The organism is Burkholderia sp. CpTa8-5 (assembly GCF_017815045.1).
In the GTDB taxonomy this organism is placed as follows: Bacteria; Pseudomonadota; Gammaproteobacteria; order Burkholderiales; family Burkholderiaceae; genus Burkholderia; species Burkholderia sola.
This window is the reverse complement of sequence record NZ_JAGIQD010000020.1, coordinates 29,031-42,818: the sequence shown is the minus strand read 5'-3', so window position 1 is coordinate 42,818 and position 13,788 is coordinate 29,031. Positions and strand designations below refer to the sequence as shown.

10 protein-coding genes are annotated in these 13,788 nt (G+C 67.3%); 4 read left to right on the top strand and 6 right to left on the bottom strand.

Annotated elements, in window-relative coordinates:
- Position 1 precedes the first annotated feature (1 nt).
- The 3 genes from gatB (at position 2) to J8I35_RS25425 (ending at position 3,241) form a co-directional block, all read left to right on the top strand.
- Complete coding sequence (gatB, locus tag J8I35_RS25435; protein ID WP_050011133.1) at positions 2 to 1,474, top strand: Asp-tRNA(Asn)/Glu-tRNA(Gln) amidotransferase subunit GatB; 1,473 nt, start codon at positions 2 to 4, stop codon at positions 1,472 to 1,474.
- 118 nt (positions 1,475 to 1,592) lie between these two features.
- On the top strand, positions 1,593 to 2,432 hold the full coding sequence (locus J8I35_RS25430; RefSeq protein ID WP_209927561.1) for a polyphosphate kinase 2 family protein: 840 nt from the start codon (positions 1,593 to 1,595) through the stop codon (positions 2,430 to 2,432).
- Positions 2,433 to 2,467: 35 nt separating this feature from the next.
- Positions 2,468 to 3,241 (top strand): exodeoxyribonuclease III, encoded by a 774-nt coding sequence (locus J8I35_RS25425; protein ID WP_074802007.1) that lies wholly within the window; start codon positions 2,468 to 2,470, stop codon positions 3,239 to 3,241.
- Between the two features lie 86 nt (positions 3,242 to 3,327).
- On the opposite strand, the gene J8I35_RS25420 is transcribed toward J8I35_RS25425, so the two are convergent.
- Positions 3,328 to 4,380 (bottom strand): NAD(P)-dependent alcohol dehydrogenase, encoded by a 1,053-nt coding sequence (locus J8I35_RS25420; RefSeq protein WP_124653081.1) that lies wholly within the window; start codon positions 4,378 to 4,380, stop codon positions 3,328 to 3,330.
- A 227-nt stretch (positions 4,381 to 4,607) separates the two neighbouring features.
- Between J8I35_RS25420 and J8I35_RS25415 the strand changes: the two genes are divergently transcribed.
- Complete coding sequence (locus J8I35_RS25415; RefSeq protein ID WP_209927559.1) at positions 4,608 to 5,552, top strand: AraC family transcriptional regulator; 945 nt, start codon at positions 4,608 to 4,610, stop codon at positions 5,550 to 5,552.
- A gap of 28 nt (positions 5,553 to 5,580) precedes the next feature.
- On the opposite strand, the gene J8I35_RS25410 is transcribed toward J8I35_RS25415, so the two are convergent.
- From J8I35_RS25410 to J8I35_RS25390, 5 genes are all read right to left on the bottom strand, one after another.
- Positions 5,581 to 6,630 (bottom strand): M48 family metallopeptidase, encoded by a 1,050-nt coding sequence (locus J8I35_RS25410; protein ID WP_209927557.1) that lies wholly within the window; start codon positions 6,628 to 6,630, stop codon positions 5,581 to 5,583.
- The gene (locus J8I35_RS25405; protein ID WP_209927555.1) at positions 6,620 to 8,041 is read right to left on the bottom strand and encodes an AmpG family muropeptide MFS transporter; all 1,422 of its coding nucleotides are present in this window, start codon (positions 8,039 to 8,041) and stop codon (positions 6,620 to 6,622) included. The genes J8I35_RS25410 and J8I35_RS25405 overlap by 11 nt, the downstream gene beginning before the upstream one ends.
- 116 nt (positions 8,042 to 8,157) lie before the next feature.
- The gene (metW, locus tag J8I35_RS25400) at positions 8,158 to 8,766 is read right to left on the bottom strand and encodes a methionine biosynthesis protein MetW (protein ID WP_009689331.1); all 609 of its coding nucleotides are present in this window, start codon (positions 8,764 to 8,766) and stop codon (positions 8,158 to 8,160) included.
- A complete protein-coding gene (locus J8I35_RS25395) occupies positions 8,763 to 9,908 on the bottom strand; it encodes a homoserine O-acetyltransferase (RefSeq protein ID WP_209927553.1) in 1,146 nt (381 codons plus the stop codon). The genes metW and J8I35_RS25395 overlap by 4 nt, the downstream gene beginning before the upstream one ends.
- Before the next feature lie 266 nt (positions 9,909 to 10,174).
- A complete protein-coding gene (locus tag J8I35_RS25390; RefSeq protein ID WP_245170419.1) occupies positions 10,175 to 13,078 on the bottom strand; it encodes an autotransporter outer membrane beta-barrel domain-containing protein in 2,904 nt (967 codons plus the stop codon).
- Positions 13,079 to 13,788 lie beyond the last annotated feature (710 nt).

The window sequence follows — 13,788 nt, the reverse complement described above, 5'->3', positions numbered from 1 at the left end:
CATGACTCAATGGGAAGTCGTTATCGGTCTCGAGACGCACGCGCAACTGTCGACCGTCTCGAAGATTTTCTCGGGCGCCTCGACGCAGTTCGGCGCGGAGCCGAACACGCAGGCGTGCCCGGTCGACCTGGCGCTGCCGGGCGTGCTGCCGGTGCTGAACCGCGGCGCGGTCGAGCGGGCGATCCGCTTCGGCCTCGCGATCGGCTCGACCATCGCGCCGCGCAGCATCTTCGCGCGCAAGAATTATTTCTACCCCGATCTGCCGAAGGGCTATCAGATCAGCCAGTACGAGATTCCGGTCGTGCAGGGCGGCCAGATCACGATCCAGGTGCCGGCCAACGAAAAGGCCGGCAAGGCCGCGTACGAGAAGACCGTCAACCTGACCCGCGCGCACCTCGAGGAAGACGCGGGCAAGTCGCTGCATGAAGACTTCGCCGGGATGACGGGCATCGACCTGAACCGTGCCGGCACGCCGCTGCTCGAGATCGTCACCGAGCCGGAAATGCGCAGCGCGGCCGAGGCCGTCGCGTACGCGAAGGCGCTGCACGCGCTCGTCGTGTGGCTCGGCATCTGCGACGGCAACATGCAGGAAGGCTCGTTCCGCTGCGACGCGAACGTGTCGGTGCGCCCGGTCGGCCAGGAGAAGTTCGGCACGCGCGCGGAAATCAAGAACCTGAACTCGTTCCGGTTCCTCGAGGAAGCGATCAACTACGAAGTGCGCCGCCAGATCGAGCTGATCGAGGACGGCGGCGAAGTCGTGCAGGAAACGCGCCTGTACGATCCGGACAAGCGCGAGACGCGTTCGATGCGCAGCAAGGAAGACGCGCACGATTACCGCTACTTCCCGGACCCCGACCTGATGCCGCTCGTGATCGGCCAGGACTGGGTCGAGCGTGTGCAGTCGGGCATGCCCGAACTGCCGGCCGCGATGCAGCAGCGCTTCGTCGACGAATACGGCGTGTCCGCGTACGACGCGGGCGTGCTGACGTCGAGCAAGGCGATGGCCGCGTACTTCGAATCGGTGGTCGCGAAGGCCGGCGCGGCGAATGCGAAGATCGTCGCGAACTGGCTGATGGGCGACGTGTCGTCGCAACTGAACCGCGACGGCATCGAGATCGACGCGATTCCGGTGTCGGCCGCGCAACTCGCGCTGTTGCTGCAGCGCATCGCCGACGGCACGATCTCGAACAAGATCGCGAAGGAAATCTTCGCGACGATCTGGGACGAGAAGGCGACCGACGAGGGGGCGGCCGACCGCATCATCGACGCGAAGGGCCTGAAGCAGATCTCCGACACCGGCGCGCTGGAAGCGATCATCGACGAAGTGCTCGCGGCGAACGCGAAATCGGTCGAGGAATTCCGCGCGGGCAAGGAAAAGGCGTTCAACGCGCTGATCGGCCAGGCGATGAAGGCGACCAAGGGCAAGGCCAATCCGCAGCAGGTCAACGAACTGCTGAAGAAGAAGCTCGGCTGAGCATGCGTGCGCGCCTGAACCGCGCTTGACGACGGGCCGCTCCGAACCAGTTCGGGGCGGCCCGTCGCGTTTGGTGGATGCGTTATCGTATGCATCGCACCGTCCAACGGAGGAACGAATGGCGAAACAACCGTCGCTCGACGATTTCCGCGTGCCCTACAGCACGCGCGACAAGGAAGCCGCCGCATTCAAGCTCGACGCGTTCGACCCGGCCGCGAAGCCGTTTTCGTCCGGTTCGAAGGAGGCCGACCGCGAACGGCTGTCGGTCGTGTCGACCGAGCTCGACGTCCAGCAGGAGCGCCTGCACACGCAGCAGAAGAAGCGCGTGCTGCTCGTGCTGCAGGGGATGGACACGAGCGGCAAGGACGGCACCGTGCGCGCGGTGTTCCGCGAGGTCGATCCGCTCGGCCTGCGCATCGTGCCGTTCAAGGCGCCGACGCCGATCGAGGCCGCGCACGACTTCCTGTGGCGCGTGCATGCGCAGGTGCCGGCGGCGGGCGAACTCGCGATCTTCAACCGCAGCCACTACGAAGACGTGCTGGTGCCGCGCGTGCTCGGTGCGATCGACGACAAGGAATGCGAGCGCCGCTACCGGCAGATCCGCGATTTCGAGACGATGCTGTTCGAGAACGGCACGACCATCGTCAAGTGCTTCCTGCACATTTCGAAGGACGAGCAGCGCGCGCGGCTGCAGGCGCGTATCGACGATCCGACCAAGCACTGGAAATTCGACATCTCGGATCTCGACGCGCGCAAGCACTGGGACGCGTACCAGTCCGCGTACCGCGACGCGCTCGCCGCGACGTCGGCCGAGCATGCGCCGTGGTACGTGATCCCGGCGAATTCGAAGACGCACCGCAACGTGATGATCGCCGAGCTGCTGCTGCGCACGATGACCGACATGAAGCTGGAATTCCCGCCGCCGAAGCCCGAACTCGAAGGCGTGAAGATCCGCTAACCCCTGTAAAAACATCGAACTGAACGGAACCCGACATGATGCGAGTGATTACCGCCAACCTGAACGGCATCCGCTCCGCCGCGAAGAAGGGCTTCTTCGACTGGCTCGGCGAACAGAACGCCGACTGCGTGTGCGTGCAGGAAATCAAGGTATCGGCCGACGACCTGCCGGCCGAATTCGTCGAGCCGCACGGCTTCAAGAGCTATTTCCACCACGCCGAGAAGAAGGGCTACAGCGGCGCGGGCGTGTACAGCCGCCGCGAACCCGATGACGTGATCATCGGCTTCGGCAGCAGCGAGTTCGATCCCGAGGGGCGCTACGTCGAGGCGCGCTACGGCAAGCTGTCGGTCGTGTCGGTGTACGTGCCGTCCGGCTCGAGCGGCGAGGAGCGCCAGCAGGCGAAGTACCGCTTCATGGCTGAATTCATGCCGCACCTCGCGGCGCTGAAGAAAAAGCGCGAGGTGATCCTGTGCGGCGACGTGAACATCGTCCACAAGGAAATCGACATCAAGAACTGGAAGAGCAACCAGAAGAATTCCGGCTGCCTGCCGGAAGAGCGCGAATGGCTCACGAAGCTGTTCGACGACGTCGGCTACGTCGACGTGTTCCGCACGCTCGATCAGCGCCCCGAGCAGTACACGTGGTGGAGCAACCGCGGGCAAGCGTATGCGAAGAACGTCGGGTGGCGGATCGATTACCAGATCGCGACGCCGGGCGTGGCCGGCACCGCGAAAAGCACGTCGATCTTCAAGGACATCAAGTTCAGCGACCACGCGCCGCTGACGATCGACTACGACTACACGAAGTGACGGCCGGCGCTACGCGGTGCGCGTAGCCGCCGCATGCAAAACGGGCCGCATGTCGAACATGCGGCCCGTTTCGTTTGGGGCGCGGCTTACTGCTTGAGCGACGCCATATCCACGACGAACCGGTACTTCACGTCGCTCTTCAGCATCCGCTCGTAGGCGGCGTTGATCTGCTGCATCGGAATCGTCTCGATATCGGACGTGATCCCGTGCTCCGCACAGAAATCGAGCATTTCCTGCGTCTCCGCGATCCCGCCGATCAGCGAGCCCGCGAGGCGGCGGCGCTTGAAGATCAGGTTGAACACCTGCGGCGACGGATGATCGTGCTCCGGCGCGCCGACGAGCGTCATCGTGCCGTCGCGCTTGAGCAGGTGCAGGAACGGGTTCAGGTCGTGCTGCGCGGCGACCGTGTTCAGGATGAAGTCGAAGCTGTTCAGGTGCGCGTTCATCTGCGCTTCGTCCTTCGAGATCACCACTTCATGCGCGCCGAGCCGCTTGCCGTCCTCGATCTTCGACGGCGACGTCGTGAACAGCACGACGTGCGCGCCCATCGCGCGCGCCAGCTTCACGCCCATGTGGCCGAGGCCGCCAAGGCCGACGATGCCGACCTTCTTGCCGGGGCCGACGTTCCACTGCCGCAGCGGCGAGTAGGTCGTGATCCCCGCGCACAGGAGCGGCGCGGCGCCGGCCGGATCGAGCGTGTCCGGCACGCGCAGCACGAATGCTTCGTCGACGACGAGCTGCGTCGAGTAGCCGCCGTAAGTGATGTCGCCCGTCACGCGATCCTGGCCGTTGTAGGTGCCGACGAAGCCGTTTTCGCAATACTGCTCGAGGCCTTCTTCGCAGCTTGCGCAGGTGCGGCACGAATCGACGAGGCAGCCGACGCCGACCAGCTCGCCGACCTTGAAGCGCGACACCTGCGGGCCGGTCGCGGTCACGCGGCCGACGATTTCATGGCCCGGCACGACCGGGTAGATCGTGTTGCGCCATTCGTTGCGCGCCTGGTGAAGGTCCGAGTGGCAGACGCCGCAGTAGAGGACGTCGATCTGGACGTCGAGGTCGCGCAGCGCGCGACGCTGGAATTCGAACGGGGCGAGCGGCGAGCGCGAATCGGTCGCCGCGTAGGCATAGGTTGTGCTCATGCAATGGGCTCCTTGTCCGGAAAACGTCCGGTGAAACAGACTGCCGTCGCATCATGTGGCGATGCGGCGAGACAGGACGTCATCGTAAGGAGCGAGGCGCCGCGGCGAAATACCCGAAGGTCTGGAAGATTTGCCTATTCCTCTCGAATTGCCCGCGAACAGCCGTCAAAACGCGTTCACGGTGCTACATTGCGAGCCAGATTCTCTTGCCGGACAGGGCCGCACCGATGAGCTTCCAACCCTTTTTGGCCGACGCGGGCGAGCGCCTGCAGCGCCGCATGATCGACCTGCACACGCGCCTCGCGCCGAACGAGGGCGACACGCTCGCGGCGCTCGACGGCGTGCGCTTCATCCGCGTGACCCATCCGGCGCCGCGCATGCCGGTGCTGTACGAGCCGAGCATCATCGTCGTGTGCCAGGGGCGCAAGCTCGGCTACCTCGGCGACCGCTCGTTCGTGTACGACGCGCAGCAGTATCTGGTGCTGTCGGTGCCGCTGCCGTTCGAATGCGAGACGTTCGCGAGCATGGACGAGCCGTTTCTCGCGATCTCGATCCGCGTCGATCTGGCGGTGATCGCCGAGCTGGCGATCCTGCTCGACGAGACGCTCGGCGCGGCCGTCAGCGAGCCGCTCGGCGTCTACTCGACGCCGCTCGATGCGCCGCTGGCCGATGCGGTCGTGCGGCTGCTCGAAGCGCTCGCGTCGCCGCACGACACGCGCGTGCTGGGGCCGGCGATCATGCGCGAGATCGCGTATCGCGTGCTGACCGGCGAGCAGGGCGACGCGATGCGCGCGGCGCTCGTTCAGCAGCATCATTTCGGCCGCATCGCGAAGGCGCTGCGGCGCATCCATGCGGAGCTGAAGGCCGATCTCGACGTCGAGACGCTCGCCCGCGAGGCCGGGATGAGCCTCGCGGTGTTCCACGCGCAGTTCAAGCACGTGACGGCGACGTCGCCGATGCAGTACGTGAAGACCGCGCGGCTGCACCAGGCGCGGCTGATGATGGTGCGCGACGGGCTGGGCGCCGGCGCGGCGGCCGCGCGGGTCGGCTATGCGAGCGCGTCGCAGTTCAGCCGCGAGTTCAAGCGGCTGTTCGGCCGCAGCCCCGGAGACGAAGTGCGCTGGATGCGCGACAGCGGCGTGCGCCCGGCGACGGCCGACGCGCACGCGTAGCGTCTTGTCTTGCGTCTCGCCCGGCGGCTCAGCGCCGCACGATCTTGCGCCGCTGCGCGCTGATGCCCGCATAGTCGGGCAGCGATTCGACGCGTTTGCCGGTCGCCTTCGCGTACAGCGGCATCAGGTCCGGTAGCCGGTTCAGCAGATCCTGGCGGCGCGCGGTGCTGTACGGGTGCGTGTAGATGAAGCCCGACGTCTTGTTCGCGCGCGTCGCGACCGCGAGTTTGTCCCACAGCGTGATCGCCGCGCGCGGATCGAAGCCCGCGCGTGCGGCGATGTCGCCGCCGATCACGTCGGCCTCGGTCTCGTCGGTCGGATCGTAGTGGAGCGACTGCAGGCGCTCGCCGAGGTTCAGCGCCTGCGGCAGCGGATCGCCGACGCCGAATAGCGGCGGCAGCGCGGCCGCGCGCAGCGACGTCTGCGAGGCCACGCTGAAGTTGCTGCGCGCGTGTTCGCGCAGCGCATGCGCGATCCCGTGCGCGAGCAGCACGCCGAACTCGTCGTCGTTCAGGCGCACGCGGTCGAGCATGCCGCCGTACACGAGCACCTTGCCGCCCGGCAGGCAGGTGAGGCGGATGTCGCGCGAGCGGATCACGTTCACGTCCCACGCCCAGCTCTTCACGCGGTCGTTCCACTTCACCGAATACGGCGCCAGCTTCATGACGATCGCGCGCAGGCGTTTCACGCGCGGTTGGTTCGCCGGCAGCAGCCGGTTGCTGTCGGCGGCCGTCTGCACGATCTGCGCGTATTCGTTCGCGGTGAGCTGTTCGAGCAGCGGCGACGGGATCAGCGTGCGGAACGCGATCGCGTTGCCGTAGCGGACTTGCGGCGGCGTCGGCGTATAGGCCTTTGCCGGCACCGCGGCGCCGGTCGGCTGCGCGCCTTCGGCGGACGGCGGGACGGGCGCGGCAGAGGTTGCAGCGGCGGGCGGCGCGGCCTGGGCGACCGCCGGCGCGGAGCCTGCCGCGGTCGCGCCGGTGTCGGTCGCGTGCGCGAGCGTCGCGGCCAGCGCCGCGGCGCCGACGCTCAACGCCACCGCCGCGTGTGCGAGCCGACGCGGGCGGTTACCGCGCACGGCTCGCCTCGCCGTTGCGCGCGGTGCCGTTCCACGGCGCGATCCTGAACAGCAGCAGCATGCCGGGGATGGCGAGCACGGTACACACGATGAAATAGTCGTACCAGCCGATCTTCGCGACGACGAAGCCGCTCGCGGCCGACGCGAGCGTGCGCGGCACCGACGCGAGGCTCGTGAACAGCGCGAACTGCGTGGCCGTGTAGCGCGGGTCGGTCGTGCTCGCGATATACGCGACGAACGCGGCCATCGTCAGGCCGGTCGTGAACGTTTCGAAGCCGTAGACGATCGCGAGCGCGACCGTCATCGGGCTGAACTGCGGCGCGACGGCGATGCCGAATACCGACAGCGCGGACGCGATCGCGTGGCTCGTCGACACGGTGAAGTCGTACAGCATCGCGAGCACCGGCGAGCCGGGGCCGAGCTGCGCGAGCCACGCGAAGCCGAGCGTCGACACCATCTGCAGCGCGCCGAAGATCCACAGCCCGCGGCCGATTCCGATCTTCACGAGCCATACGCCGCCGATGATGCCGCCGGCGACGCTCGCGACCAGCGCGGTGGTTTTGGCGACGATGCCGATCTCGGTGCGCGTGAAGCCGATGTCGAGGAAGAACGAGGTCGACAGCGTGGTCGCCATCGTGTCGCCGATCTTGAACAGGAAGATGAACGCGATGACGAGCAGCGCGCCGGCCCAGCCGTCGCGCTGGATGAATTCGCGAAACGGCAGCACGATCGCGTCGCGCAGGTTGCGCGGCGGCGCGCCGACCACTTCGGGCTCGCGCACGACGAGCGTCATCAGGATGCCCGGCAGCATGAACGCGCCGGTGATCGCGAACACGGCGTCCCACGGCAGGTGGTCGGACAGGATCAGCGCCAGCGAACCGGGGATCAGCGCGGCGAGCTTGTACGCGTTGACGTGTACCGCGTTGCCGAGCCCCTGCTCGGTGTCGCGCAGCAGTTCGCGGCGGTACGCATCGATCACGATGTCGGCGCTCGCGCCGAAGAACGCGACGAGCGTCGTCAGCGCGGCGACCGTCCAGATCGAGTCGCGCGGCGACACGAAGCCGAGCGCGGCGATCGCGCCCGCGACCAGCAACTGCGTGAGCAGCAGCCAGCCGCGCCGGCGGCCCGGCCGCCAGCCGGGCAGGCGCGGGATGTAGCGGTCCATCAGCGGCGCCCACAGGAACTTCCACGTATACGGGAACTGGATCAGCGCGAACAGGCCGATTTCCTTCAGGTTCACGCCCTCGGAGCGCAGCCACGCCTGCACGAGGTAGACGAGCGTGAACAGGGGCAGCCCCGACGTGAAGCCCAGAAACACGCAGATCAGCATGTGCGTGTTCAGATAGGCGCGCCAGCCGGGGTGATCCTCGTGAGCGGTGAGTGCGGGCGCCTCGTGTGGCGTTTTCGACATGGACTGGAACTGGGTAGCGTTGACTGATGGCGGCGGCAGCGCAGGCGGCGCGCACGGCGCGGGAGGGGCGGCCGCGCGCGCGGGCGGGCCGGATCTTCCGTCAACGGCTCCCCGGCTCAGCTGCGCTTGACGCGGTAGACAGCAAGACTACCACGCCAGTTCGCTCCCCATCGAATCGGTTGGCCGTCGTGCAGCACGACGCGGTCGAGGATCGTCACGCCCACTTCGGGCGCCAGCGCCTCGAAATCCTCGATCGTCAGCACCCGCACGTTCGGCGTGTTGTGCCACTGGTAAGGCAGCGATTTCGACACCGGCATCCGGCCGTTCAGCACCGACAGCCGGTGCGGCCAGTAGCCGAAGTTCGGGAACGACACGATGCACTCGCGGCCGACGCGCGCCGTTTCGCGCAGGATCGCAGCCGTCTGGTGAATCGTCTGCAACGTCTGCGACAGGATCGCGATGTCGAAGCTGTGGTCCTCGAACAGGCGCAGGCCGTCCTCGAGGTTCTGCTGGATCACGTTGATGCCGTTCTTCGCGCTCGCGAGCACGCCCGCGTCGTTCAGCTCGATCCCGTAGCCGGTCACGTCCAGTTCTTCCATCAGCAGCGCGAGCAGCGAGCCGTCGCCGCAGCCGAGGTCGAGCACCGTCGAGCGCGGTTCGACCCAGCGCGCGATCGTGCGGAAGTCCGCGCGGGCGGACAGGGAGTTCAGGGCTTGCTGGTTCATGCGCCTACCTCGTTGCCGATTCGTTCGTAATACGCGCGCAGCAGGTTGTGATAGCGCGCGTCGTCGAGCAGGAACGCATCGTGGCCGTGCGGCGCGTCGATTTCCGCGTAGCTGACCGTGCGCTTGTTGTCGAGCAGCGCCTTTACGATCTCGCGCGAGCGGGCCGGCGCGAAACGCCAGTCGGTCGAGAAGCTCGCGATCAGGTATTTCGCCTGCGTGTGCGCGAGCGCGGCCGTCAGGTTGCCGTCGAACGCCTTCGCCGGGTCGAAGTAGTCGAGCGCGCGCGTGATCAGCAGGTACGTGTTCGCGTCGAAGTAGTCGGCGAACTTGTCGCCCTGGTAGCGCAGGTACGACTCGACCTCGAATTCGACATCGAAGCTGAAGTTGTATGCATCGAGCGCACCGTCGGCGCGGCGCAGCGCACGGCCGAATTTCTCGGCCATGTCGTCGTCGGACAGGTAGGTGATGTGGCCGATCATCCGCGCGACGCGCAAGCCGCGCTTCGGCTTCACGCCGTGCGCGTAGTAGTCGCCGCCGTGGAAATCGGGATCGGACAGGATCGCCGAGCGCGCGACCTCGTTGAACGCGATGTTCTGCGCGGACAGCTTCGGCGTCGATGCGATGTCGATGCAGTGCGCGACGCGCTCAGGATACATCAGGCTCCACGCGAGCGCCTGCATCCCGCCGAGGCTGCCGCCCATCACCGCGGCGAAGCGCTCGATGCCGAACGCGTCGGCCACGCGCGCTTGCGCGTGCACCCAGTCCTCGACGGTGACCACCGGGAATTTTGCGCCGTACGGCTTGCCGCTCGACGGGTCGATGCTCATCGGGCCGGTCGAGCCGAAGCACGAGCCGAGGTTGTTCACGCCGATCACGAAGAAGCGGTTGGTGTCGAGCGGTTTGCCGGGGCCGACCAGGTTGTCCCACCAGCCGGTGCTGCGCGGATCGTCCGCGTAGACGCCGGCGACGTGATGCGACGCGTTGAGCGCGTGGCAGACGAGCACCGCGTTCGAGCGCGCGGCGTTGAGCTCGCCGTACGTTTCGACGACGAGCTGATAGTTGCCGATCACGCTGCCGCTTTGCAAGCGCAGTGGTTCGGCGAAGTGCATGGTCTGTGGAGCGACGATGCCGATCGATTCCATTCGTTCCGCCTTATGACTGGGCGGCTAAACGGTGTCGGCGAGGCGCGGAGGCGAAGGTGCGCGGCTGACGACCTCTTTAGCCGCATTTGTAGTGAACCGCCGGGGGAACGATGCATCGACGCATCAAGCCCCGGCCGGTTCGCGCGCCCGCAATCGAGTCAGCAAATCGGCGCGCTTCCGACTGCCGCCATGGGCGGCAGGTCGGCAAAGTATAGCGGAATTCGGCGGGGCACGGATTTCGCGCCCCGCCGACGGTCGATGCGGCGTTACCAGCGATATTTTGCCGAGAGTTGGCCACGGACCACCGAATAGTCGGAGAAATTGCCTTCCACGCCGACGCTCGCCGATACCGAGAAGTGACGGCTCAACTGGCCGGTCGCGCCGATTCGCACGGCTGCCCGGTCGCGCGGCACGCTGAACGAGAACGCATTGCCGTCGAGCGCCAGCGAGCGCGAGCCGGGGCCGTGCCACCAGTTTGCCTCGATGAACGGCCGAAGTTCGCGTCCATGCGGCATCGCGGTGATGCCATGCACGCGCACGCCCAGGCGGGTGAGCACGTCGGTGGCGCCCTGGCCGTCGATCCGGCCGCCGGGCGTGGCGTGCGCGTCCGCGCGATAGTCCGACACGACGAGCTGCGCTTCGGGTTCGACGAAGAAGCGCGTGTCGCCTCGCTCGTAGAAGGGCAGTGAATAGCCCGTTTCGAGCGAGCCCGTGACGGTTCGCGACCGGTACGAGTCGGCAGCCAGACTGCCGCCGATGCTGTTCGCATAAGCGCCATACATGAACCACGCGTCGACATAGGGACCGGTCAGGATGTCGCGGTTGCCGTACCACGTGCCATACAGCCCGACGTTGTAGCCGGAGACGCTGCCGCGCGCGGTGGCGTTCATCACGCGGTGCTCGATCGCGTTCCACAGGGGGCGCGTCGACCAGTTCGTCTGGCTGCCGTACATGCCCATCGCGCCGACCCGGATGCTGCCGCCGCGACCGTCATTGAAGCGGAGCAGGTCGGCGCCCGCGTGGATCAGGCGGCCGTTGCCCGACACGCTGCGGTTGCCGCCCGACATCGACGTCATCTGGCCCTCGGCACGCAGCCAGACCGCGCCGTCGAACGGGCCGGCTGCTTCGGTGCGCAGCGAGCGATCGTCGCGCTGATGCAGCGTGTGGATTGCCATCATCGACGCAGCATCGGCGTTCGCGAGATACGCATCGGGCTCCGGGGCAGCAGTGCGAGGGGGCGGAACGATTTCCGGGCTGATCGGCGGATCGGGATCGACGGGGCCGGGCGGCTGCGGCGGTTCAGGCGGCTGCGGCGGTTCCGGCGGTACGGGTTTTGCCGCGGAGACGAGATACCAGTCGTCCTCCCGGCCGCCCTGGCCGCCGCGCTTGAGCATGTAGTCATAGCCGCCGGCCGACAACGTGCCGAAGCCGTGCCGGTAGCCGTCCGATCCCGCATCGAGCGTGAAGGCCGACGCGTCGGTCGTGCCGCCATTGCGGGTTTCGACGAGCGGGATGCCGATGGTCGTCGGCGCGCCGTCGCCGCCGGAACGCTTGACGACGATGCCGGTGTCGCCCGACGCGTGGCCGCCGTCGATCACGAGGCGGTCGGTGGGCGATGCGTCGTCCTGCAGCGTCGTATGGAGGACGAGCCGGCCGTTGCGGGCCGCATAGTCGCCGGTCACGACGAGTGTGCGCGGTGTCGGCGTGCCGCGTGCCGCGGGCGCGGCGAACGCGATCGTCGAATCGTTCAGCGCGACGGAGCCGACCGTCGAATCGGCGGTGACGGTCCAGCGGCTGTTCGTGTCGAGCGACAGCGTGCGGACCATGTCGGTCGCGCCGGTCCATACGGATGCATTGGCGAGCGAGACGTCCGTCACGGCATCCGTCGGGCTGCCGTCGTCGGTCGGCTGGTTGACGATGTCGCCGTCGGCACGGGAGCCGGTGTCGAGCGTCAGGCGCACGGGGGCGCCGGACTCCGCGTGGACGGATAGCAGTGTGCCGTTGCCGCCGATGGCGCGCGTGCCGTTCTTCAGCGTGATGATCGCGTCGGACGCGTCGATCGCGCCGTGGCGTTCGCTGATCAGCGAGCCGTCGTCGATCGTCAGCGTGCCGCCGTAGACGGCCGCTGCATGGGCGCCGTCGCCGGTCGCGCGCGCGCTGCTCCGCACCAGGTCGATCGTGCCGCCGGCGCTTGAATAAAGCGCGGCGGCTTCCTTGCCGTGGGTTTCGACGCTCGTGTCGACGAGGGACGCGACGGAGTCCGTGCCGGCCGACATCACGCCGCGCGCGCGTTCGCCGTCTGTCGTGATTCCGCCGCGTGTCATCGCGATCTTGCCGCCGAGGCGGGCGATCACGCCGATCGCGCGTTCGCCGGTGGTGGTCACGAACGTATCGGTTGCATCGATGGCAGGCGTATCGGTGTATTCCTTCGATGCATAAAGCCCGTGCGCGCTCTTGCCGTGCGTGATGACGCGGGTGCCCGCGAGTTCGACACTGCCCTCGCGCGTGTCCACGCCGAGCGCGTAGTCGCCGGCGGTTTCGAGGTGCGAGTCGCTGAATGCAACCGTGGAGGCGCTCGGCAGGAACAGCACCGACGCATAGTCGCCGTCCGTGCGGATATCGGTGCGGGTCAGTGTCGCGCGGACACCACCGTAACTGATGGACAGGCCGACGCCGAACAGGCCGCTGGTACGAACCAGCGTATCAGCCACGTCGATGGTGCCGCCCGGCGCCAGGATCGCCGTGATGCCATGCGCTTCCTTGCCGCGTGTCACGATCACGCTGTCGGAGAGCGTGAGGCGCGCGTTGGTGCCGTCGACGGACGCGCCATGCGAATAGTCGCCGTCGGTATCGATGGACACGCGTTCCGCGGATGCGTTGCCGCCGTTACGAAGTTCGATGCCGGCGCTGGAGCCGCCGCGGGTCCGGATTTCGGTATCGCGGAGGACGATGCGCGACGTGCTGCCCCACGCGGAGACACCCGAGGCGCCGTTGCCGGTCGAAAAAACGCGGGTCCGGCCGCTGGTCGTCAGGATGCCGCCGTTGATCGCGGAAAGCACCTCTTTGCCTGCCTCGTGCGTCGAATATTCACCCGGCGCGACTTCGAGTTCAATGCCGTCGGCTCGCTGCGGGCCGCCGCCCGTGACTTGCGCGGTTGACGGCGACGACATCGCCGCGCCGGCGAGCAGGGCCGAATGTGCGACATACAGGCGGACGCGCGCACGGGGCGAGAGGAAATAACTGCGGGTCACCAGATCACCTTTTTTTTCTAGAACAGGTGAAAAGTAGTTCCGCTGAGCACGTTTGGATATTGGACGAGTTCGAATTTGTGGAAGGCGCCGAAGGGCGGCACGGAGCACACGTGAGGCGCGAAGGCGCTTCGGTGCCGATTGCCTGGATGACTGCGGGCGTGGGGGGCGGACCCGGAACCGGGCCGGCCAATTGCGTGGCGCCCGGCGCGAGCGTTTCCGGCCGGGTTCGTGAGGGAATCCTGAAAGAGGTGAGATGCAGTGACGACTGCTTGAACGACCATGCCGTCGGCGGGCGGATCGATGGCCGCTGGTCTGCCGAGGATGCGGGAGAAGGGGCGCACCCCCGCGCCCCGGTGACGATCCGGCGCGCGGGACGTGCGCCGGATCGTGGACTTTACTGATACATGATCGAGTACATCACCGAAGTGTTCACCGTGCCCTGGCCCGCGGCGCCGCCCGTCGCGACATACTGGGCGTAGTACGGCAGGTCCGCAGCGCCGTCCTTCAGCGCGACGGCCTTCGAGTTTTCATCGGCCTTGCCGACTCCGATGTTGGTCGTGTCGCCGTTGAGCAGGCCGACTTCGACGTTCTTCGCGGTGCCCGATGCGTTGTTGCCGGTGGCCGGCGAG

Excerpts from the sequence above, each read along its gene's own strand:
- gatB (WP_050011133.1), top strand. The coding sequence starts at position 2 with ATGACTCAATGGGAAGTCGTTATCGGTCTCGAGACGCACGCGCAACTG.
- J8I35_RS25430 (WP_209927561.1), top strand. The coding sequence starts at position 1,593 with ATGGCGAAACAACCGTCGCTCGACGATTTCCGCGTGCCCTACAGCACG.
- J8I35_RS25425 (WP_074802007.1), top strand. The coding sequence starts at position 2,468 with ATGATGCGAGTGATTACCGCCAACCTGAACGGCATCCGCTCCGCCGCG.
- J8I35_RS25420 (WP_124653081.1), bottom strand. The coding sequence starts at position 4,380 with ATGAGCACAACCTATGCCTACGCGGCGACCGATTCGCGCTCGCCGCTC.
- J8I35_RS25415 (WP_209927559.1), top strand. The coding sequence starts at position 4,608 with ATGAGCTTCCAACCCTTTTTGGCCGACGCGGGCGAGCGCCTGCAGCGC.
- J8I35_RS25405 (WP_209927555.1), bottom strand. The coding sequence starts at position 8,041 with ATGTCGAAAACGCCACACGAGGCGCCCGCACTCACCGCTCACGAGGAT.
- metW (WP_009689331.1), bottom strand. The coding sequence starts at position 8,766 with ATGAACCAGCAAGCCCTGAACTCCCTGTCCGCCCGCGCGGACTTCCGC.
- J8I35_RS25395 (WP_209927553.1), bottom strand. The coding sequence starts at position 9,908 with ATGGAATCGATCGGCATCGTCGCTCCACAGACCATGCACTTCGCCGAA.
- J8I35_RS25390 (WP_245170419.1), bottom strand. The coding sequence starts at position 13,078 with ATGTCGTCGCCGTCAACCGCGCAAGTCACGGGCGGCGGCCCGCAGCGA.